Origin of the sequence: Mycobacterium asiaticum DSM 44297 (genome assembly GCF_000613245.1) — a bacterium.
In the GTDB taxonomy this organism is placed as follows: Bacteria; Actinomycetota; Actinomycetes; order Mycobacteriales; family Mycobacteriaceae; genus Mycobacterium; species Mycobacterium asiaticum.
In genome coordinates, this window is record NZ_HG964936.1 from 720668 (window position 1) to 741447 (window position 20780).

A 20780-nucleotide genomic window follows, 5' to 3' on the forward strand; every position below is an offset into this window, starting at 1 on the left:
CCGTCACGGTTGCGTTTGAGCGCCGCTACGGCGTCCCTTTCTGAACTGGTGTACGACTGCCGCAGAGTAGACCTGTGTAGCAGCCTGCGCTTTGGACATCTTGCGCTCAAGGCGACGCAACGGTGTTCCTGTCCAGCGGTGCTGCCAGGCAAGCGCCGCCAATCGCGGATGGTCGGCAATGGATTGATGTAGGACGGCATGTCCTGAGGGGCCTGGCAGGCGTGCCAGCTCCGCGAAGACGATATCGGAAACCTTCCCGACAATCCTTTCCCGCGCTTCGTCGCCCGAAACGAGGTCAAGCATCGCGTTCAGGGACGCAGTCATCCCGTGGCCCCTCTTGCGCCAGAACTCTTGGCGGTCACGATCGACGTCATACCAAATACCTTGTGGCTGACGGCGATACACCGCCATCGTCTCTGGCAGCATGGCGATCTCACCGTTTATTGCATGTCGAACATGCAGGTACCAGTCGAGTGGCATGACATTGGCCGGTATGTCGTCGTAGCGGATGTCGCGGCGATACATGACGGAATTGGTCTGGATGAAATTGCGCTCCAGCAAGGCTTCCAGGCTCAACTTGCGGCGTAGACGAAGTGGCGGGAACACTGAATCGGGTGTCCCGTCTGTGTGGACCACCCGCACCGGGTGAAAGCACACAGTCGTTTCGGGATGCTGATCCATGAATTCGACCTGCTTGGCCAGCTTGAGCGGATCAGTCCAGAAGTCGTCCCCTTCACACAAAGCGACGTACTGACCTCGCGCGGCGGCGAGCGTCTGCACGAAATTCGCGTACACACCGATGTTTTCGGACCTCAGGATCGGTCGGAACAGGACGGGGTAGCGCTCGGCGTATTCCCGGACGATCGCCGGCGTGGTGTCGGTGGAGGCGTCGTCGGCGATGACGACCTCGACCGGAAAGTCAGTCTTCTGCGCGACGAAGCCGTCCAGGGCGTCGCGAATGTAGGCCTCCTGGTTGTAAGTGATCGAGACGACACTGACTTTCGGCGAACCGGCGGCGAACGTCTCACTCACGTCGAGCGTCCGCCGGACTGCACTGCGGCCACCACCCGGGCAACGTCAATTTCTGCCATGTGGTCATGCACCGGCAGCGATACGATTCGTGAACAAATGTCCTCTGTGACAGTCAGATCCGTGCATTGCACCAATTCGCTGTTGGTCGAGAAGTAGGGATGCAGGTGTTGTGCCGGGTTGTAGTAGTCACGTGCCCGGATCGCGTCGCTGTGCAGACTGGCCATCACCGCGGCCTTTTGATCGGCGGACGTGCAGCACACGCTGGCAAAGCAGAGCGACGAAGCATCGGCATTCTGCTGGAAGGACACGCCTGTGCCGGCCAGTCCGGCACGATAGCTCGCCAGCACGCTACGGCGGCTGGCGAGGCGGTGATCAAGGTCTACCAGCTGGCGCAGCCCAATCGCGGCGTTGATCTCCTGCAGCTTCGCATTCATGCCGAAGTGCGTGGATTCCCGCGACTTGGCGAAGCCGAAGTTCTGAAACTGGTAAGCCTGCTCGACCAGTCGGCGGTCGCGAGACACCAGAGCGCCGCCCTCTCCGACCGCGAACGGCTTGGTTGCATGCAACGAGAAAATTTCACAGGCGCCGCGTCCCCCCACATGCGTGCCGTCGGCGTATGTGGAGCCGAATGCGGCCGCGGAGTCCACCACCAGGGGAAGGTCCCATTCGGCCGCGAGGGCCTCCCAGGCGTCGATCTGCGGGTTCCCGACGCCGAATACATTCGGAAGCACGATGCCGGCGATCTGGTCCCGCGATCGTTCCAGGACCGAGCGTGCCGAGGGGACGGATGGTTGCCAGCTATGGGCGTCGATGTCTATGAACCAAGGCCGATACCCCGTCCACAGGGCCGCCTGCGACACCCCGACAAATGTGAACGAGGGCATCAGCACGTAGCGGTCCCGGCTTCCCGCGCCCAGGGTGACATTCAGTGCGGCGATCAGTGCCATCGTCCCGTTCGCCATGGTGGCAACATGCAGGTCGGGGCCGAGGTATTCGCCCATCGCGCGGGCGAATCGTTGCTCCATCGGACCGAAATTCGTGTACCAGTTCGCGGCGGCGATCCGCCCGAAATCCTCTGCTAGCTCGGCGGGTCCCGGAAAGGTAGGGCGGATGAACGGGATCTCAGAAGTGGCCGCACGGACCGCTTCGGGTCTTGGCCAGGCTCCGACCCGGGTCGTGTGTCGGCTCGACAAAGGCTCCAGCAACGAACCGTGGAACGTCCGAATTTTATTCGAGGCAGAGGTCAAGGTCCGTCCACTCAGTTAGCTGGGTAATCGGCAGGGGGACTCAAGTTGCTCAGGTTAGCCTAACCTGATTTTGCTGTCTACTCGGCGTAGCTAACCCCGGTGAATCTCATACGTTCGGGATGACTCGAGCTCCCGGGCGCGACAGGAGCGCCTATGTGGTTGCGGTGCGCGTCAGGCTTCTGCGGTGCAGCGGCTCGCGCCCCGGGGGCTGCGGTGGCGGCGGCAGGAGGGCCTCGCGCCGGCGCAGCGGGATGGTCACCGACTCTTCGGTGGTCAACGTGACTTCTTCACCGGCGTGCAGAATCGTGAGTTCGCTGTCGGAGCCGTCGCGCAGCGCGTAGGTGACGTTCTCGTGGTCGGTGTCCACCGTGACCCGACAGTTGCGCCAGCGCACCCGGAACCGTAGCCGCGAAATGCCGTCGGGCAGTTGGGGATCCATCGACAGGATGCCCTGGTCGTCGCGCAGGCCGCCGAAACCGGCGACGAACGCGATCCACGCTCCGGCCAGCGATGCCATGTGCAATCCGTCGCGGGTGTTGTGGTGCAGATCGCGCAGATCGATCAGCCCGGCTTCATAGGCATAGTCGTGGGCCAGTTCGAGGTGGCCGACCTCGGCGCACATGACCGCCTGGCTGCACGCCGACAGTGACGAGTCGCGCACCGTCCGCCGTTCGTAGTAGTCGACGTTGCGGGCCTTCTGCTCGCGGGTGAAAGCGTGGCTCTGCCATTGCATGGCCAGCACCAGGTCCGCTTGCTTGATCACCTGTGCCGGATAGAGCTTCACGTATGCCTCGTGCATCAACAGTGGGTAGGTGGTGTTGGTTTCGAAATCCCACTCGGCGAAGGTAGTGAACCCCTCGCACTGCTGGTGCACGCCCAGCTCGTCGTCATAGGGAATGTTGACGGCGTCGGCCGCATCACGCCAGACAGCCATCTCCTCGGTGGTGACGCCCAGTGCGCCGGCCTTGTCGGGATGACGTTTGGCGGCGTCGGCGGCGGCGCGCAGATTGTGCGCGGCCATCAGGTTGGTGAACACGTTGTCCCGGACGATGGCGGTGTACTCGTCGGGGCCGGTGACCCCGTCCAGATGCCAGACGCCGTTGCGGTCATGGTGTCCCAACGACGTCCACAACCGCGCCGTCTCGACCAGCACGGGCAAACCGCATTCCTCTTCCAAAGATTCGTCGCCGGTGACGATGCGATAGCGCTCGAAAGCCATCGCGATGTCGGCATTGATGTGCCAGGCTGCCGTACCGGCCGGCCAATAGGCCGAGCACTCCTGACCGCGGATGGTGCGCCATGGGAAGGCCGCGCCATCGAGACCGAGCTCGGCGGCGCGCTCCTTGGCAAGGTCCAATGTCGAAGCGCGCCAACGCAAAGCGTCGGCGACCGCATGCGGCACGGTGTAGGTGAGCACCGGCAGCACGAAACCCTCGGTGTCCCAGAAGGCGTGGCCGTCGTAGCCCGTGCCGGTGAGTCCCTTGCTGGGGATGGCCCGACGCTCGGCGCGGGCACTGGCCTGCAACAGGTGAAACAGCCCGAAACGTACCGCCTGCTGGCTCTCCGGGTCTCCCTCGATCTCCACATCTGCGGTGTCCCAGAACAGGTCCAGGTAGGCCCGTTGCCCGTCGACGAGCCCCTGCCATCCGCTGTAACGCGCGCTGGTGATCGCCGCGGCGGCTTGGTCCCGCAGCGCCGGCCGGGAACGCAGGCTCGACCATCCATAGGCCAGGTACTTGACGATGCGCAACTTCTGGCCGGGCCGCAGACCACAGATTACCGTGGTGCGGGCCAGATCGGCACGGGTGTCGGTGGTGATCTCGAGGCGTCCCTCGACCTCCACCTCGTGGTCCATGGCTGCTGCCATCATCAGGGCGCTGCTGCGCGTCCGGTGCATGAGAAGTGACCTGGGGCCGTCACTTTCGTGGTCGACGGCCTCCAAAGGGTTCTCCAATATTGCCGCCACCCGCGGGTCGTCGGACGTCTCCGGTTGGTCCTCGTTGGTGACGAGTTCGGACTGCACCGTGACGCGCGAGAAGTCGTCGATCGCTTCGACCACGTACTCGATCGCCGCCACACTGCGGTGCACCAGCGACACCAGCCGGGTGGACGTCACCTTGACCTGCTTGCCGGTGGGAGATCGCCAGTGCGCCCGCCGGGTCATTGTTCCCGCGCGGAGGTCGAGAGTCCGTTCGTGGTCCAGCAATTCACCGTATCGGACGTCGAACGGCTCGTCGTCGACCATTAGACGAATGATCTTGCCGTTGGTGACATCGACGACGGTCTGGCCGGCTTCGGGATAGCTGTATCCGGCTTCGGCGTAGGGCAATGGCCGGATCTCGTAGAAGGAATTCAGGTAAGTGCCTGGCAACCCGTATGGTTCACCCTCATCGAGGTTGCCGCGCAACCCGATGTGCCCGTTGGACAAGGCGAATACGGACTCCGATTGGGCCAACAGGTTCAGATTGAGGGTGGTCTCGCGTACCTGCCAGGGTTCGACCGGAAAGGCTTCTTCGGAGATCACGAGGTCTTCCCGCCGTCGTCACCGAGCAGATCGGCGAGATCGGTCACCACCACGTCCGCGCCGTTCTTGCGCAGTTCTTCGGCCTGGCCCACCCGGTCGACACCTACCACGAAGCCGAAATTACCGTCTCGGCCCGCTTGCACGCCGGAGATCGCGTCCTCGAATACCGCTGCCGCTTTGGGCTCGACGTCAAGCAACTCCGCGCCGCGCAGGTAGGAGTCGGGTGCGGGTTTGCCGGCGATGTTCTCCTCGCGCAACGTCACACCGTCGACCCGCTTTTGCACGAACTGGTCCAGGCCGGTGATTTCCAGAACGTCGCGGGTGTTGGCGCTCGATGACACCACGGCGATCGCCAGCCCCGCCTCGGCGACGGCCTCGAGGTAGCGGCGTGATCCCTCGAAAACCTTGACGCCGTCGTCGTGCAGGACCTTCTGGAACATGTCGTTCTTCCGGTTGCCCAGGCCGTAGATCGTCTCGGTGTCAGCGGAGTCGTCCGCACTGCCGTCGGGCAGCTCGATATCCCGGCTCTGCAGAAACGACCGGACCCCGTCTTCGCGCTTCTTGCCGTCTACGTACTGCCGGTAGTCGCTGGCGGGATCGAAGGGGACGAACTCCTCTCCGGTGCTTTCGGCTCGCTGGGACAGAAAGGAGTCGAACATCTCCTTCCACGCCTTGGTATGCACGCTCGCCGTGTCGGTCAGCACACCGTCGAGGTCGAACAGACAGGCGCGCACCTCCTCGGGCAGACCCAGCGCTGAAGCCACGGGTGGGACCTCGCTTTCGCGTAGTTGCCTATCTCACTTCCATGCCCAAAGCTGTCCCGCCGGAAACTATGAATCAATCAGGCCGTGTTTACGGGCCACCTCTTCAAAGCTGCTCCGCACGGCAAGTATCTGCTGGGCATTCAAAGCCGGAGTTATGTGTAAGAGCTTTTCGGTGATGGTGTGGCGGAATTCGTCGGCGGAAAGTACGTCGAAATATTCGTCACCGGTCGCCGACCCATGATCGATGTCTGGACCCGCGTCATTCGCCAACCGCACCTCCCGGGCGAACTTTCCGCGGTCGCCCTCGTCGATTTCAAAGGAGACCTTGGCACCGCGGACCGCTCGGTGTTTGTCCACTTCAAGGTCGTTGACGTGCAAGAAAACATCTTCGCCACCGATATCCGGCGTGATGAAGCCATACCCGCGCACTCCGTCGAAACGCACTATTTTTCCGGTGACCCGCACTTTCCCGGCCCTTCATTATTCGACGCCCGTGCCGGCCAGTATACCGTTGGGTCCCTTCGGCCGATTCACACCGGAACCGAAGATATTGTTGAATGGCATTGTGGCGGTTCGAGAACCGCAATCGACGACGAAATCGATCGAACCGGGTGCGGCTCGTCCGGCGGACAGCCACTACACTCGGTGCCCGTGGAATCAGCCTCGCCGCGGCCCGTGTTGGTGGTCGACTTCGGTGCACAGTATGCGCAGTTGATCGCCCGCCGGATCCGCGAGGCGCGGGTGTTCTCCGAGGTCATCCCGCATACCGCGTCGGTCGAGGAGATTGCGGCGCGCGACCCGCTGGCGGTGGTGCTGTCCGGCGGGCCGGCCAGCGTCTACGCCGAGGGCGCCCCCCAACTGGACCCGGCGTTGTTCGACCTGAATCTGCCGGTGTTCGGCATCTGTTATGGGTTCCAGGCCATGGCGCAGGCACTCGGCGGCACCGTCGCGCACACCGGCACCAGCGAGTACGGGCGTACCGAGTTGAAAGTTCTTGGCGGCGAATTACATTCGGATCTGCCCGGTGTTCAGCCGGTGTGGATGAGTCACGGGGACGCGGTCACGGCGGCGCCGGCGGGATTTCAGGTGGTGGCCAGCAGTGCGGGCGCGGCGGTGGCCGCGTTCGAAGCGCGCGAGCGTCGATTGGCCGGCGTGCAGTACCACCCGGAGGTGATGCACACCCCGCACGGGCAGCAGGTGCTCAGCCGGTTCCTGCACGAGTTCGCCGGGATCGGTGCGGAGTGGACGCCGGCCAACATTGCCAACGCCCTGGTGGAACAGGTGCGCGAGCAGATCGGCGACGGCCACGCGATCTGTGGCCTGTCGGGAGGGGTGGATTCGGCGGTGGCCGCCGCGTTGGTGCAGCGCGCCATTGGCGACCGTCTGACGTGTGTCTTCGTCGATCACGGGTTGTTGCGGGCCGGTGAGCGTGCCCAAGTGGAGCGGGATTTCGTGGCGGCCACCGGCGCGAACCTGGTCACCGTCGATGCCGCGCAGACCTTTCTGGATGCGTTGTCGTGTGTGACCAATCCCGAGGGCAAGCGCAAGATCATCGGCCGCCAGTTCATCCGGGCCTTCGAGGGTGCGGTGCGAGACATCGTGGGGGACAGCGGCTCTGAGGTTGAGTTCCTGGTGCAGGGCACGCTGTATCCCGATGTGGTGGAGTCCGGCGGAGGCAGCGGCACCGCCAACATCAAGAGCCACCACAATGTCGGCGGCCTGCCCGACGATTTGAAGTTCATTCTGGTCGAGCCGTTGCGGCTGCTGTTCAAGGACGAGGTGCGCGCGGTGGGGCGGGAGTTGGGCCTGCCCGAGGAAATTGTTGCCCGGCAACCGTTTCCGGGGCCCGGTCTCGGTATCCGGATTGTCGGCGAGGTCACCGCGGCGCGGTTGGAGACGTTGCGGCGTGCGGATTCGATCGCTCGCGAGGAGCTGACCGCGGCGGGGCTGGACAACCAGATCTGGCAATGCCCGGTGGTGCTGCTGGCCGACGTTCGCTCGGTGGGTGTGCAGGGTGACGGTCGCACGTATGGGCACCCGATCGTGTTGCGCCCGGTGTCTAGTGAGGACGCCATGACCGCCGACTGGACCCGGGTGCCTTATGAGGTGCTGGAACGGATCTCGACTCGCATCACCAACGAGGTGCCCGAGGTCAACCGGGTGGTGCTGGACATCACCAGCAAACCACCCGGCACCATCGAGTGGGAGTAGCGGGAGCCGCCACCTCGTTTTCCAGCAATTCGTGCCGGGAACAGTTGTGCCGGCCGGGCTTTCGGCGCCGACCGGCGTGGCTGCTCTCTTAGCTGAGGGATCTACTATCGGTCGTCCCCGCCACAGTTGGTGTTGGCGGGCTTTGACTGCCATGCACAGGCATTGACGTCGGTGGTGCTACCGAAGCCTCCTCCGGTGAACACACCGTAGGCCGCGCCCCTGGTGGCGGTGTAGGTGGCGCCGCCGCCCCCGCCCCGGCCGCCGGAATTGGCGACGGTCACCGTCCAGCCCTTGCCCTCAAGTGCGGTCTTGTATGCGTCCAGAACCGCAGTCGCGGGCGCATTCACCAGGAAGTGCATGCGGATGCCGTTGTTGGAAATGGTGTCGGGGCCGTCGGTGAGCTGGGTGTTCGCCGGGGTGGGTATCAGCGATTGCAGTTGCGCTTGGTCGCCGCTGTCGGCGTATCCGGGTGCAGCAAGACCGACGGCGGTTGCGGTGATCGCCGTGGCCAGCAGGGCGCCGGCGATGCCGCGCTGGAATCCCTTGGTGCGCAGAGCGTTTATGGTGTTGGTGTTGGTGTAGGTGTGGTTGTTCATGGCACTGATTCTTCAACCGCAGTCGGCGGTGTAGTAGTGGCCTCGTTCTTGCAGGGGTACAAGTTCTCCTTGTACCAGCGTGGCTAGCTGACCAGCTCGCGGTCGCCGTATGTGACGTTGGCCCTGACCCAGTCACCGCCGGATGCATAGACGAGGCGACGGGCGGTATCGAGATCGCCTTTGCCGGCGATGAGGATCAGGGTGTGGTCGGCGATGGTGACCGAGCCGCCCTGCAGCCGACGGTGCGCGTCGGGATCGGCTACAAAGGCAGCCACGAAGCGACTGAAGTCGACGTCGGGCACGGCGATGGTGATCGCGTCGGCGTCGGCCGTATCTTCGGGCAGGTAGTCGAAGGTCAGTACCGCTTGCTGGTCGAACTGGCGGCGTAGCGCCTCGGCGACGGCGTGCAACGTGGGTTCGTCGACCACACAGAGCTGGAATCGGCGAGCTCGTTCCACGTCCGCCGATTCGCCCGACCAGTACACCCCGTCCAGCGGGGTGGTCCCGGTGACCGAGGCTCCGCTGAGCGTGATCGTCGTGCTGGCCTGCAGGTCGAAGAGCGGCGAGTCGTCAGCCGAAATGAACAGGGCGGCGGGCCGGCAATCGCCTGTGTCGGCGGTGGCCCGTGGGGCTGAAGTGACGCCGAAATTCACCCCAATACATACCAGTAGCCACACCAGCATCGAGCGCATAAAGCAGCCTCTCACGTTGCTTGACGCTTGTCGGAGGGCAGGTGTTTACTTCGAATCAGATCGAACATACTTTCGAACACCCGGCAAGCAGGAGGCGGTCGTGACGGTGGCGTTCGCCTCTGAAAATCGCGCTGATCAGCTTGAATTGCTGCGTCGAAAGATCGCGGCGATCTCCGGCAAGGATTCCGCTTCGGTGGAGCCGGTGTCGTCTACGGGGCCGGCGCGGCTACCCCGGGGCACGGTAGCGGTGCTGTCGGGAGCGCGGTCTTTGTTGCTGCGCATGGTGGCCACCGTGACGGCGGACGGGGGCAACGTCGCGATCGTGGGTCAGCCGGACATCGGGTTGTTGGCGGCGGTGGAAATGGGGGCGGACCTCGATCGGCTCGCGGTGATACCGGACCCCGGAAACGATCCGGTGGAAGTGGCCGCGGTGCTCGTCGACGGTATGGATCTGGTGGTGCTCGGTCTGGGTGGGCGCCGGGTCACGCGGACCCGGGCGCGCGCCGTGGTGGCCCGTGCCCGGCAAAAGGGATGCACGGTGCTGGTCACCGACGGCGATTGGGAAGGCGCGACGACGCGACTGGACGCCCGGGTCTGCGGCTATGAGTTCAGCGCCGGAAGCCGGCCGGGCTTCGGGCGGATCAGTGCGGTGCGGTTGCAGATCAACAGTTGCGGGCGAGCAATCGGCCGGGGTCGTACCGGGTAATCCCAATGGCTGGTTCTCCTGGCTCGCGCGTCTTGGCGATCTGGTGCATGGATTGGCCCGCGGTCGCGGCCGCCGCGGCCGCCGGTCAGTCCGCGACGGCGCCGGTTGCGGTCACCTTGGCTAACCGGGTGATCGCCTGTTCGGCGACGGCTCGGGCGGCCGGGGTGCGGCGCGGGTTGCGGCGCCGGGAGGCGGCGGCCCGGTGTCCGCAACTGCACATCGCTGCCGCCGACGCCGACCGCGACGCCCGCTTCTTCGAGGGAGTGGTCACCGCCGTGGAAGATCTGGTGCCCCGGGCCGAGGTGCTCCGGCCCGGCCTCCTGGTGCTGCCGGTGCGCGGGGCGGCCCGGTTCTTCGGGTCCGAACAGCAGACGGCCGAACGGCTGATCGACGCGGTGGCCGCGGCCGGCGCGGAGTGTCAGGTCGGCGTCGCCGACGGATTGTCCACCGCTGTCTTCGCCGCGCGCGCGGGCCGCATCGTGGAGCCGGGTGGCGACGCGCGGTTTCTGGCGTTGCTGTCGATCCGCCAGCTCGCCACCGAGCCGAGCCTGTCCGGACCGGGGCGCAACGAGCTGACGGACCTGTTGTGGCGGATGGGGATTCGCACCTTGGGCCAGTTCGCCGCGCTGTCCCGCACCGACGTGGCCTCCCGGTTCGGGGCCGATGCGGTGACCGCGCATCGGTTCGCCCGCGGTGAACCGGAGCGGGGGCCGTCCGGACGGGAACCACCGCAGGAGCTCGGCGCCGTGCTGGACTGCGATCCGCCGATCGACCGGGTCGACGCGGCGGCGTTCGCCGGGCGTTCGCTGGCCGCGAGCCTGCATCAGGAGTTGTTGTCCGCCGGGGTGGGATGCACCCGGTTGGCCATTCACGCCGTCACCGCCAACGGCGACGAGTTGAGCAGGGTGTGGCGGTGTGCCGAACCGCTGACCGAGGACGCCACCGCCGACCGGGTGCGCTGGCAACTGGACGGATGGTTGAGTCATCGCCTCGCGCGCGGTCAGCCCCTGGATGCACCGCTGACGTCGTTGCGGCTGCAGGCCGTCGAGGTGGTCTCGGCCGAGGCGCTGCAGCTCCCACTGTGGGGCGGGCTGGGGGAGGAGGACCGGCTTCGGGCCCGACGGGCGCTGGTGCGGGTGCAGGGCTTACTGGGCCCGGAGGCGGTGCAGGTGCCGGTGCTGTCCGGCGGACGTGGGCCGGCCGAACGCATCACGTTCACCCCGTTGGGTGACGAGCCGGTGCCCCGAGCCGATCCGAGTCAGCCGTGGCCCGGCCAGCTACCCGAGCCGTCGCCCTCGGTACTGGTGGATGACCCGGTGGAATTGTTTGACGCTCAAGGTAACCCGGTCCGAGTCACCAGCCGGGGGCTGTTCTCCGCCGACCCCGCTCGGCTGGCCGTCCGCGGTCAGGACGACCAGTTGCGCTGGTGGGCGGGGCCCTGGTCGGTCGATGAGCGCTGGTGGGATGACCGGCCCGAGGCCATTTCAGGGGTCAGCCGGATCGCTCGTGCCCAGGTGCTGTTGGAGAGTGAGCGGGCACTACTGCTGTGCTATCGACAGAGGAGGTGGTATTTGGAGGGAATCTACGAGTAAGGCTGAATAACGTAAGTTGCGAACGTGCTTACGCCCCAAGGGCATTCATTGACACTGCCACAAACAGCTTTGCTGTAACATTTACGTAATGAGGAGGCTAGCCTGAGCCTAGACTGCGGAACGCGTCTTGCGCTTGTTGAGGAAGTCGGCCCAGGACACGACCTCGGGGTGCTCCTTGAGCAGGGCCCTGCGCTGCCGCTCGGTCATGCCGCCCCACACGCCGAACTCGACCTTGTTGTCCAAGGCGTCAGCGCCGCATTCCTGCAGCACCGGGCAATGCCGGCACAGGGTCGCGGCCTGGCGCTGGGCGGCGCCCCGTACGAAGAGTTGGTCGGGATCGGTGTTCCGGCACAGCGCTTTCGAGACCCATGCACGCTCGCCGGAATCCTGCGCCGACGGCGAGTTGTTGACCACGGAAAGGTTGAGCCGCCGCACGGTCGGCCTGGTTCCTGACACCTGCTGTTCCCTTTCTCCCGGTCGCGGCTGCGACCGCCTCCCCTGTGCCAGACCAGCCCCGGTGCGTGATCTGAGTCTCACTGTGCTTCTAAAATAGGTACTAGGGTGCCAATTTGCAAGACGAACGGCAAAATTTTTTGGGACCAGCGTGCCATCCTGTGCGCGGCCACCTGGAAATCCGGCCCCGGTTCCTCCAAGGTTCCTCCGAAAGGGAGGATGCTCGGCACGGTTTCCCCTACCGGCACCAGGGTGAAAAGGGCAGAAATTGAGACCCGAAGGTGTCGGCCGGGGGGCGCGCTCAGCGCACTGACTGCCCGAAGGCGGCGACCCGCGTGATCAGCCGCTCCAGCACCGCTTCCGCATTCACGTGTACTCCGATGTGCGCGTTGGGTTCCGGTGAATCCCAGACGGCCGAGGTGACGCCACGCTCGCCGCGCAGGTTGACGCTCACGCGGGCGGCGCGGGTCTGCACCAGCTGCGGGTCCAGCGCTACGGTCGCGGCCAGCGGATCGTGTAGGTGGGCCAGGTAGCCCAGGCCGCGGTCGCGGTGTACTTCGAAGTAGAACCGCAACGCGTCCCGGATAAATTGGCCGAGTGGACCCGTACCGGGAATCCGGGTGAGGTGGTCCGGCGTCATCGCCACGCTCCGGGTCAGGTCCAGGCCGCACACCACCGGTAGCTGACTCCGCCCCTCCCAGGCCGCGAACACCTCCGCCGTCGCCTCGGGGTCCACCTTCACGTTCCACTCGGCTTGCTGATCGGCGCCATGTTCGTCGCCGAACATCCCGCCCATGATCACCAGCCGGCCCAACAGCCGCGGCAGCTCGGGTTCGGCGCGCACCGCGAGTGCCAGGTTGGTCAATGGACCCGTCGCCAGCCCGATCAGCTCGCCGGGATAGCGGTGAGCGGCGCGCACCCACGCCGCGGCAGCGTCGTGTCCGGTCACCGGCCGCTCGGCCGGCGGCAACTCGGCATAACCTAAACCGTTGGGACCGTGGAAGTCTCCGCGACGCGGACCGGGTCCGGCCAGCGGCTGATCGGCGCCCCGCGACACGGGGACCTCCACCGCACCGCACAATTCGAGCAGGGCCAGATTGTTTGCGCAGACCTGGTCGACGGCAATGTTGCCTCCGGTCGAGGCGACGCCGACCAGATCGACACCGCTGGCCAGCAGGTAGATCATCGCGATCGCGTCGTCGATGCCGGTATCGACGTCCACGAACACCGCGCTCACCGGCGCCAGATTACGCTGGCATTACGCTGGCCAGATGCCGGACGACCTGAAGCCGCACTTCGACGACGTGCAGGCGCACTACGACTTATCCGACGACTTCTTCCGGTTGTTCCTGGATCCCACCCAGACCTACAGCTGCGCGTACTTCGAGCGTGACGACATGACGCTGGAAGAGGCGCAGATCGCCAAGATCGATCTGGCGCTGGGCAAGTTGGGACTGCAGCCGGGCATGACGCTGTTGGACGTGGGCTGTGGCTGGGGTGCGACCATGCGCCGCGCCATCGAGAAGTACGACGTCAACGTCGTCGGGCTGACCCTGTCCAAGAACCAGGCCAACCACGTGCAGCAGACCTTTGACGCGATGGACACCACCCGCACCCGCCGAGTGCTGCTCGAAGGGTGGGAGCAGTTCGACGAGCCCGTCGACCGCATCGTGTCGATCGGCGCGTTCGAGCACTTCGGACACGAACGCTACGACGCGTTCTTCACGCTCGCCCACCGCTTGTTGCCCGACGACGGAATCATGTTGTTGCACACCATCACCGGATTGCACCCGCTAGAGATGAAGGAGCGCGGCATGCCGCTGTCCTTCACGTTCGCCCGGTTCGTCAAATTCATTGTCACCGAGATCTTTCCGGGTGGGCGACTGCCGTCGATACCGATGGTGCAAGAACGTGCCACCGCCAACGGCTTCCGCGTCACCCGCGTGCAATCGCTGCAGCCGCACTACGCGAAGACACTGGACATCTGGTCGGCAGCACTGGAGGCACACAAGGACCAGGCCATCGCGCTGCAGTCCGAGGAAGTGTACGAGCGCTACATCAAGTACCTGACCGGCTGCGCCGAGATGTTCCGCATCGGCTACATCGACGTCAACCAGTTCACCTGCGAGAAGTGAGCCTCAGCAGGATGCGAAGGTGATCACCAGGACGTCACGCTGAGCCGGCCCGGAGTCGTCGATCGGCCGGATCGGCGATACGCCGTGCACGGTGCGGCGGTCGTCGCCCAACAGCAGCGTGCCCGGCTCGGCCAGCGTGGTCGCCAATAGTTGCCGGCCGTCCGGGTCGCGCACCACGCTCTGGCCACCCAGCGCATTGCGCCGCCTGATCAACAGCGAACTGACCAGCGTCACACCGTCGCGGTGCATCCCCTCCGGCGTCGGCCTGCCGTTCCCGCTTCTCGAGGACTGGCTGCGGAAAGGGTGCACCTTGACGTTCCATTCGGTGACCTCGTCGAGGGCCGACGCTATCCGGCGCAGCACTGCCAGTAGACCGTGCAGCACCGGGTCCTCGGCGAATGCCGGGGTCAGCGGTTCGAACTGGCGACTCTTGCCGATATAGAGCGGGTTGCTGTCCTCGGGCTGGACGAAGTCTTCGGTAGGCACCGGGCGCGCTGTGTCGTCCATCAAGTACCGGCCGTAACGCCGGAGCCGCCGGGTGCCCAACTCGGCGGCGTACGGGTCGGGCAACAGGTCATCCCAGTGCCGCCCGAACCGGATCCACTCTTCCAGGTGTATGCCTAGGCTGCGGCTGAGCGCGAATGCCGGCAGCACGGCCACACCCGTCCTGGTCAGCTCGCGAGTCGCGGCGGCCAGCGGGTCACCATGCGTGACTTCGTCGCTGGCAATTCGCACCATGGCGCGGGAATACCGCCGCCGCGCAGGGTTAAACGTCGAGCGTGCCGAATGTTTACCAATGCACGCCGGGCACCCGCCGGACCAACCGTCGGACGGGCCGGGGCACTCCCACCACCCTGGCGACGCTGCGCGACGGCCGCTTGGGACGTCGGCGCACGGGTGCCGACACGACGGGTTCGGTAATACCGCGCGCGGCGCGTGAGTCGGGATAGCCAAGGTAGACCTGATGCAGAATCCGGCGCGATAGCCCGGGCGCAAAGTGGTTGCCGGCTTCGGCGAGTGTTCCAAGAGGTGTGTCGATGCGCGCCGGCTTTTCGACGAGCCCGCGCACCACCATCGCCGCCGCGCGCTCGGCGCTGATCGCCGGGACCGGGTTGAGGCGCTTGGATGGTGCGATCATCGGCGTCGCCACCAGTGGCATATGGATGTTGGTGAAGGTGATGTGGTCGGAGAGAGTCTCGGACGAGACCACGTCGGAGAACGCGTCGAGTGCCGCCTTGGTCGGCAGATACGAACTGTATTTGGGGTTGCGGGCCAGCACACCGGCGCTGGACACATTGACGACGTGACCGAACCGCCGCTCCCGCCAATGCGGCAGCAGCGCCAACACCATGCGCACCGCCCCGAAGTAGTTGACCGCCATCACCCGTTCGTAATCGTGCAGCCGGTCCGTCGAGTTCACCACCGAACGGCGGATCGACCTGCCGGCGTTGTTGACCAGGTAGTCGACGTGGTCGAAACGGCCGAGGATGTCCTTCACGGTCGCGTCCACCGACGCGGAATCGGTGACGTCACAGGCGAAGGCATGGGCCTGACCGCCGTCGGCGCGGATGTCGGCGACCAGCTGCTCGAGGGCCGCACCGTTGCGCGCTAAGGCGAAAACCGTCGCGCCGCGCTCGGCGACCGCGATGGCCGAAGCCCGGCCGATGCCGCTGGACGCGCCGGTGATGATCACGTGCCGGCCCACCAACGGCCCTTTCGGATCGTCTCGGCGGGCGCGGTCGGGGTCGAGGTGCTCGGCCCAGTAGCGCCACAGCCTGGGTGCGTATGCCCGAAAGTCGGGGACCTCGATTCCCTTGTCTCGCAATACTTCTTGTGTCCTGTCCGACGCGAAAGTGGGTGCCAGGTCGACGACGTCGAGAACCTCGGCTGGGATGCCCAGCTGGGTCGCCGCCATGTTGCGCAACACCTTGGCGCGCCCGCTGGCCTTCAGCACCGAGGTGCCGACCGAACGGGGCAACGATCCGAGCAACGCTGGCAACCCCGCCGCACCGGCAATACCGCGGTAGATGCCGCGCAGCCCAACGGTTTTCGGTGCAGTCAGGTGGAAGGTCTGCCCGTCCCAGCCATCGGCGTGCATGAGCGCGACCAGCGCATCGGTCACGTAATCGACCGGGACAATGTTGGTTCGTCCGGTATCGGGCAGCAGCATCGGGGTAAACGACGGCAGCGCAGCGAGTTTCGTCAACACACCGAAGAAGTAATAAGGGCCGTCGATCTTGTCCATCTCACCGGTGCGCGAATCGCCCACCACGACCGCTGGGCGGTATATCCGGTAGCGCAGCTCGGGCATATCCCGCACCAACGCCTCGGCCTCGAACTTGGTGCGGTGGTACGGCGACGGCAACTGCTGGCCGACGTCGAAGTCATCCTCGGTGTACTCGCCGCGGAAGTCGCCCGCCACAGCGATCGACGAGACGTGATGCAACGTGGCGTCCAGGCGCTGCGCCAGCGCGACCACCGCGCGGGTGCCCTCGACGTTGACGGCCCGTTGTTCGGCCTCACCGACGGTGATGTCATAGATCGCCGCGCAGTGCACCAAATGGTCCACCGGACCCAGCTCGTCGATCACCCGATCGGTCAGCTCCAGCTCGGGCAGCTCCCCGACCAGGGGTTTCACCCGCTCATCCCACTGCTGGGCGAGGCGCTCGAAGCGGCCCAACGACTGCCTGCGGACCAGCACCCACACCTGCGCATCGGGTTCGGCGGCCAGTAGGCGGGACACGACCCGACGGCCGATAAACCCGGTACCGCCGGTAACGACATACCGCATGCAGCCCATCGTGGCGGCAGGCGCCGCCCGCGTCAACCTTCGGTGTGTAGAGCGTGCGTGCTAGCTGAAGCTGCGGACGCCGTCCCAGTCCACCAAGGTCCAGCCGGTGGTCGGGTTGCCGGTGATGACCACCCGGCCCAGATTGGGCAGCGGATGGTTGTTGAGCAGGCTCAGCTTCGGGTTCCTGGCGTTCATCAGGGTCCACACCATGATCGCGGTGCCTTGAGAGAACACCACCGGCTTGTTGTGCTTGCTGTCGTAGACCTTGCGGATCGCGGCGGTGAATTGCGAATTGAAATCCTCGCCGCTGAGCGAGCCCGGGATGCTCGTGTTCACATCGCCGTCCACCCACCGGGTGGGTGCCAGCAGGTAGGTCGAGTTGGCCATCGATTCGGGCTTGCCGTTGTACCAGCCGGCGTTGATGGCCTGTACGCCCTGCAGGATTTCGACCTGCTTACCCAGCTGGCTGGCCAGCGGAGCGGCGGTCTGCTGGTCGGCTGCCGTCGGCGAGGAGTAGATGGCGTCGAAGTCGTTGTGCTGGTGGGTGAGTTGCTGCGCCTGCGCCCTGCCGTCCTCGGTGAGGCTGGGACCCGGTATCCCGGTGTCGATGATCCCGTCGGCGTTTGCCTGGGATTGCGCGTTCCGAACGAAGGTCAGGGTGATGCTGCGTACCTCCGGGCTGCCGCCACCACAGGCGCCGACGAGCGTGGCCGCGGCCACCACGACCAAGACTTTGGAGACCGTACAGATCAATGTGCGCTTCACCATGGCGATAGCCTGCCCTGCCGACACCGTCGGTGGGAAGGGTTTGCGATGGTTAGGTGCCGAAAAGGCGTGAATTTTCAATCGAGAGGAGACTCGCATGGCGATTGACCCGAGTGCCGTCGGTGCGGTAACCGAGCCTCAGTTGTTCGAGTGGACCGACCGGGACACATTGCTTTACGCACTCGGCGTCGGCGCCGGACTGGACGACTTGGCGTTCACCACCGAGAACAGTCACGACATCCCACAGCAGGTGTTGCCCACCTACGCGGTGATCTGCTGCCCGGCGTTCGCGGCGGCGGGCAAGGTGGGAACCTTCAACTGGGCCATGCTTTTACACGGGTCGCAGACGGTCCGGTTGCATGCGCCGTTGCCGCCGGCCGGACAGCTGTCCGTCGTCACCGAGGTCGCCGACATTCAGGACAAGGGCGAGGGGAAGAACGCCATCCTGATGTTGCGCGGCGAGGGCAAGGATCCCGACTCTGGCAAGTTGATCGCCGAGACTCTCACCACCCTGGTCATCCGCGGCGAAGGCGGCTTCGGGGGAGAGAAGGGCGAACGGCCGGTCGCCCCGGAGTTCCCCGACCGTGAACCCGACGCCCGGATCGACCTGCCGACCCGCGAGGACCAGGCGCTGATCTACCGGCTGTCCGGCGACCGCAATCCGCTCCACAGCGACCCGTGGTTCGCCACCAACCTGGCCGGGTTCCCCAGGCCGATCCTGCACGGCCTGTGCACATATGGGGTCTCCGGCCGGGCGCTCGTCGCCGAACTGGGCAACGGGGTGGCCGCCAACATCACCTCGATCGCCGCCCGCTTCACCAAGCCGGTGTTTCCCGGCGAAACCCTGTCGACGCTGATCTGGAAGACCGAACCGGGCAAGGCGCTGTTCCGCACCGAAGCGTCCGGCGCTGAAGGGCTCGGCCCGCGGCTGGTCCTCGACGACGGCGAGGTGGAGTACGTCACCTAGCGCTTGACGGTCCGGTAGTAGTGCACGTAGGCGGCGGCGGGTACCACCACGAACGTGGCCGCGATCAGCACGATCGAGAAGTAGTTGGGCCCGCCGTCGGGCGTCAGCACGAGCGTGCGGTAATCGAACGACACCGCCAACGCCGCCGAGATCACCACGGCGGCGACCGGTAATACTTTGTCGGTGAAGCTATTCCGCTTCACTTCGGCGTGAGCTCCGGTGGTGTCGCGGGCCAGCGCGATGAGTGCGATCGGCACGATGATGAACTGGATGAACCGGGCGATCACGGCCAGGCCGGTCAGGTTTTGCAGGTCGAATCGCAGCGCCAGGGGGAACGCCAGGGCTAGGGTCGCCGTGATGACGAACGCGAACATGGGCACACCGAACCGATTCTGCTGTGACAGCCGGGCCGGCAGAGTTCTGGTGTCGGACAACGCCGTCCACAGTCGCGGAGCGCCGAATGATGCGGCGACGTTGATCCCGAACATTGATACCAGCGCGCCGATAACGATTACCGTCCGGAAGGCGTCGTTTCCGATGCCTGCTGCCAGTTTGACGGTTTTGGTTGAGTGCACGACCTTGTCTGAGCCCAGCAGCATCGCCACGGTCACCGCGAGGACATAGACGGTACCGACGGTCAGGATGGAAATCGGTATGGCGCGCGGCAGGTTTCGCTCCGGTTTGTGCATCTCCTCAGCGGCATTGGCGATCGACTCGAACCCGGTGAACGCGTACAGCGCGGCCATGGTGGCCAGAACCAAACCGCTCATCGGGCTCTGCCCGACTTCGATGAAGCCGAACAACGCATAGGGCGCGGGGTGGAAAACCTCCGGCGAAGCGGACTGAGCGTAGTTGTTGACGTGTCCGGCCACGACGATGCCCAACCCGCCGACAATGAAGATCGAAAGCGCCGACACCTTACCAAGCGTCGAAATCCCGTTGGCCCACTCGATTGCTTTGTTGCCGAACAGGTTGATGGTGAGCAGCACGGCGATGAAGATGAGGAACGTCAAGGTCTTGGGCCCGAACAGCGCCGTGTCGTTGCCCCAATTACGTTCCGGGAAGGCGACGTTCAGTAACGTGGTGATGAACAGGGACGCCAGCACGCCCCATGCGATCGATGCGACGATGGCGTGCGTGACGCCGACGTATATGCCGAGCCGCTGACCGAACGCGGCGGTCGTATAGGCGTAGGAAGCGCCGTTGGTCTTGACATATCTTGCCGCGGTGGCGAAAACGAGGGCCATGATGACGGCGAAGAGGCCCGCCAGAATGTAGGCGAGCGGCGCCAGGGGACCGGCCAGCTTGATGACAGCGCCCGGGGTGAGGAAGATGCCAGCGCCGATGACGGCGTTGATCCCGAGCATGACGATGCTCCAGAAACCGAGCTTGCTGATCGCGCGCCCTCCTAGCCGCATCCGGCCCAGGATCAGGGCTGGTTGTTACCGTTCGTACCACGGGCGTGAAAGCGCAAGCGTAGGGCGTCGCCGCGTGCTCAGGTTGTTGGTCGGCTGACAGCGGTCTGGTGCCGCTAGGGCGTCCCGTTGGTGCCGTTGGTGCCGAGGAGTTTCCCGCCAGCACCGCCGGCAGCGCCGTTCCCGGCGGCGCCATTGGCTGACGGGCCGGTGCCCGCGCCGCCCCCATTGCCGCCACTGCCGCCATTGCCGATGTACTGTGCGCTCCCGCCGGTGCCGCCGTCGCCGCCGTTACCGCCGAGGCGCGTAGCGGTGGCACTCTTGCCGGTGTTGGCGCCGCCCGTGCCGCCGGCGCCGCCGCTACCGCCATTGCCGTAGAGGAGTCCGCCGGTACCGCCGCCGCCTCCGCCGCCGCCGTCACCACCGTTAGTACCGGTGCTGCCGTTAGTCGGGCCATTCGTATTACCGCCGGACCCGCCGGCCCCGCCGGCTCCGCCGGCTCCGATCAGTCCGGCACTGCCACCGGTGCCGCCCATTCCACCCTGCCCGCCGCTTCCGATGCTCGAGGCGGTTTGGCTCCCCCCGTTGCCGCCGGCCCCGGCGTCCCCGCCGTTGCCGTACAGCCAACCGCCGGTCCCGCCGTTGCCTCCGTTGCCTCCGTTGCCGCCTCGGCCATTGCCACCGGATTCGTTCCCCGGCGTCGCCGGCCCGCCCACCGTGACCACCGTTGCCGATTAAACCGGCGTTGCCGCCGTCGCCCCCTCTACCGCCGTCACCGCCGGCGCCATTGGCCTTGTTCACGCCGCCGGTGCCACCGGCGCCACCGGCGCCGCCGTCGCCCAACAGGTACCCGGCACGACCCCCAGCGCCGCCCGCGCCACCGGTGCCGG

At 65.7% G+C, this 20780-nt stretch carries 19 protein-coding genes; 5 read left to right on the forward strand and 14 right to left on the reverse strand.

The genetic code is table 11. From position 1 onward, the window contains the following. Positions 1-3: 3 nt before the first annotated feature. From BN972_RS03505 to BN972_RS03525, 5 genes are all read right to left on the reverse strand, one after another. Positions 4-1032 (reverse strand): glycosyltransferase, encoded by a 1029-nt coding sequence (locus BN972_RS03505; protein ID WP_036352943.1) that lies wholly within the window; start codon positions 1030-1032, stop codon positions 4-6. Then, the gene (locus BN972_RS03510; protein ID WP_036352945.1) at positions 1029-2279 is read right to left on the reverse strand and encodes a DegT/DnrJ/EryC1/StrS family aminotransferase; all 1251 of its coding nucleotides are present in this window, start codon (positions 2277-2279) and stop codon (positions 1029-1031) included. Before BN972_RS03510 ends, BN972_RS03505 begins: the two co-directional genes overlap by 4 nt. 151 nt (positions 2280-2430) lie before the next feature. Then, positions 2431-4803, reverse strand: coding sequence for a glycoside hydrolase family 65 protein (locus tag BN972_RS03515; protein WP_036352947.1), 2373 nt, complete (start codon positions 4801-4803; stop codon positions 2431-2433). After that, the gene (locus BN972_RS03520) at positions 4800-5567 is read right to left on the reverse strand and encodes a beta-phosphoglucomutase family hydrolase (RefSeq protein ID WP_036352949.1); all 768 of its coding nucleotides are present in this window, start codon (positions 5565-5567) and stop codon (positions 4800-4802) included. Before BN972_RS03520 ends, BN972_RS03515 begins: the two co-directional genes overlap by 4 nt. A gap of 66 nt (positions 5568-5633) precedes the next feature. After that, complete coding sequence (locus tag BN972_RS03525) at positions 5634-6032, reverse strand: cold-shock protein (protein ID WP_036352951.1); 399 nt, start codon at positions 6030-6032, stop codon at positions 5634-5636. A gap of 186 nt (positions 6033-6218) precedes the next feature. Here BN972_RS03525 and guaA point away from each other — a divergent pair, with 186 nt between their 5' ends. Next, positions 6219-7778, forward strand: a complete 1560-nt coding sequence (gene guaA, locus BN972_RS03530) for a glutamine-hydrolyzing GMP synthase (protein WP_080696680.1) — start codon at positions 6219-6221, stop codon at positions 7776-7778. Between the two features lie 104 nt (positions 7779-7882). Here the strand turns inward: guaA and BN972_RS03535 are convergent, their stop codons facing one another. Beyond that, the gene (locus BN972_RS03535) at positions 7883-8374 is read right to left on the reverse strand and encodes a hypothetical protein (protein WP_051545012.1); all 492 of its coding nucleotides are present in this window, start codon (positions 8372-8374) and stop codon (positions 7883-7885) included. Between the two features lie 83 nt (positions 8375-8457). Beyond that, complete coding sequence (locus BN972_RS03540; RefSeq protein ID WP_167659549.1) at positions 8458-9066, reverse strand: hypothetical protein; 609 nt, start codon at positions 9064-9066, stop codon at positions 8458-8460. A gap of 100 nt (positions 9067-9166) precedes the next feature. Between BN972_RS03540 and BN972_RS03545 the strand changes: the two genes are divergently transcribed. Both BN972_RS03545 and BN972_RS03550 read left to right on the forward strand, forming a co-directional pair. Beyond that, positions 9167-9772, forward strand: a complete 606-nt coding sequence (locus BN972_RS03545; protein ID WP_036352961.1) for a hypothetical protein — start codon at positions 9167-9169, stop codon at positions 9770-9772. A 5-nt stretch (positions 9773-9777) separates the two neighbouring features. Beyond that, a complete protein-coding gene (locus tag BN972_RS03550) occupies positions 9778-11364 on the forward strand; it encodes a DNA polymerase Y family protein (protein ID WP_099050983.1) in 1587 nt (528 codons plus the stop codon). Between the two features lie 108 nt (positions 11365-11472). Here BN972_RS03550 and BN972_RS03555 read toward each other — a convergent pair whose 3' ends face one another. Continuing rightward, positions 11473-11820, reverse strand: coding sequence for a WhiB family transcriptional regulator (locus BN972_RS03555; RefSeq protein ID WP_036352964.1), 348 nt, complete (start codon positions 11818-11820; stop codon positions 11473-11475). Between the two features lie 298 nt (positions 11821-12118). Next, on the reverse strand, positions 12119-13063 hold the full coding sequence (locus tag BN972_RS03560) for a nucleoside hydrolase (RefSeq protein WP_099050984.1): 945 nt from the start codon (positions 13061-13063) through the stop codon (positions 12119-12121). A gap of 25 nt (positions 13064-13088) precedes the next feature. Here BN972_RS03560 and cmaA1 point away from each other — a divergent pair, with 25 nt between their 5' ends. Beyond that, entirely contained in the window at positions 13089-13952 is an 864-nt protein-coding gene (cmaA1, locus tag BN972_RS03565) for a cyclopropane mycolic acid synthase CmaA1 (RefSeq protein ID WP_036352969.1), read from the forward strand. A gap of 3 nt (positions 13953-13955) precedes the next feature. On the opposite strand, the gene BN972_RS03570 is transcribed toward cmaA1, so the two are convergent. The 3 genes from BN972_RS03570 to BN972_RS03580 are packed head-to-tail and all read right to left on the reverse strand — an operon-like array spanning position 13956 to position 17511. Then, a complete protein-coding gene (locus BN972_RS03570; RefSeq protein ID WP_051545013.1) occupies positions 13956-14690 on the reverse strand; it encodes a 2OG-Fe dioxygenase family protein in 735 nt (244 codons plus the stop codon). A gap of 52 nt (positions 14691-14742) precedes the next feature. Then, positions 14743-16743: an SDR family oxidoreductase gene (locus BN972_RS03575; RefSeq protein ID WP_036356438.1), complete on the reverse strand. Its 2001-nt coding sequence runs from the start codon at positions 16741-16743 to the stop codon at positions 14743-14745. 60 nt (positions 16744-16803) lie between these two features. Continuing rightward, complete coding sequence (locus tag BN972_RS03580; RefSeq protein WP_036352972.1) at positions 16804-17511, reverse strand: histidine phosphatase family protein; 708 nt, start codon at positions 17509-17511, stop codon at positions 16804-16806. 94 nt (positions 17512-17605) lie between these two features. On the opposite strand from BN972_RS03580, the gene BN972_RS03585 reads away from it, so the two are divergent. Continuing rightward, on the forward strand, positions 17606-18475 hold the full coding sequence (locus tag BN972_RS03585; RefSeq protein ID WP_036352975.1) for a MaoC/PaaZ C-terminal domain-containing protein: 870 nt from the start codon (positions 17606-17608) through the stop codon (positions 18473-18475). Here the strand turns inward: BN972_RS03585 and BN972_RS03590 are convergent. Together BN972_RS03590 and BN972_RS30115 are read right to left on the reverse strand one after the other, a co-directional pair. Continuing rightward, positions 18472-19893: an APC family permease gene (locus tag BN972_RS03590; RefSeq protein ID WP_036352978.1), complete on the reverse strand. Its 1422-nt coding sequence runs from the start codon at positions 19891-19893 to the stop codon at positions 18472-18474. The genes BN972_RS03585 and BN972_RS03590 overlap by 4 nt on opposite strands. Before the next feature lie 113 nt (positions 19894-20006). Next, positions 20007-20615, reverse strand: a complete 609-nt coding sequence (locus tag BN972_RS30115; RefSeq protein ID WP_158497685.1) for a hypothetical protein — start codon at positions 20613-20615, stop codon at positions 20007-20009. Between the last annotated feature and the right edge of the window lie 165 nt (positions 20616-20780).

What these genes read in the sequence shown, in the direction of transcription:
- BN972_RS03575 (WP_036356438.1), bottom strand. Translation starts at nt 16,743, where the DNA reads ATGCGGTATGTCGTTACCGGCGGTACCGGGTTTATCGGCCGTCGGGTC.
- BN972_RS03570 (WP_051545013.1), bottom strand. Translation starts at nt 14,690, where the DNA reads ATGGTGCGAATTGCCAGCGACGAAGTCACGCATGGTGACCCGCTGGCC.
- BN972_RS03580 (WP_036352972.1), bottom strand. Translation starts at nt 17,511, where the DNA reads ATGGTGAAGCGCACATTGATCTGTACGGTCTCCAAAGTCTTGGTCGTG.
- BN972_RS03540 (WP_167659549.1), bottom strand. Translation starts at nt 9,066, where the DNA reads ATGCGCTCGATGCTGGTGTGGCTACTGGTATGTATTGGGGTGAATTTC.
- cmaA1 (WP_036352969.1), top strand. Translation starts at nt 13,089, where the DNA reads ATGCCGGACGACCTGAAGCCGCACTTCGACGACGTGCAGGCGCACTAC.
- BN972_RS03590 (WP_036352978.1), bottom strand. Translation starts at nt 19,893, where the DNA reads ATGCGGCTAGGAGGGCGCGCGATCAGCAAGCTCGGTTTCTGGAGCATC.
- BN972_RS03535 (WP_051545012.1), bottom strand. Translation starts at nt 8,374, where the DNA reads ATGAACAACCACACCTACACCAACACCAACACCATAAACGCTCTGCGC.
- BN972_RS03550 (WP_099050983.1), top strand. Translation starts at nt 9,778, where the DNA reads ATGGCTGGTTCTCCTGGCTCGCGCGTCTTGGCGATCTGGTGCATGGAT.
- BN972_RS03585 (WP_036352975.1), top strand. Translation starts at nt 17,606, where the DNA reads ATGGCGATTGACCCGAGTGCCGTCGGTGCGGTAACCGAGCCTCAGTTG.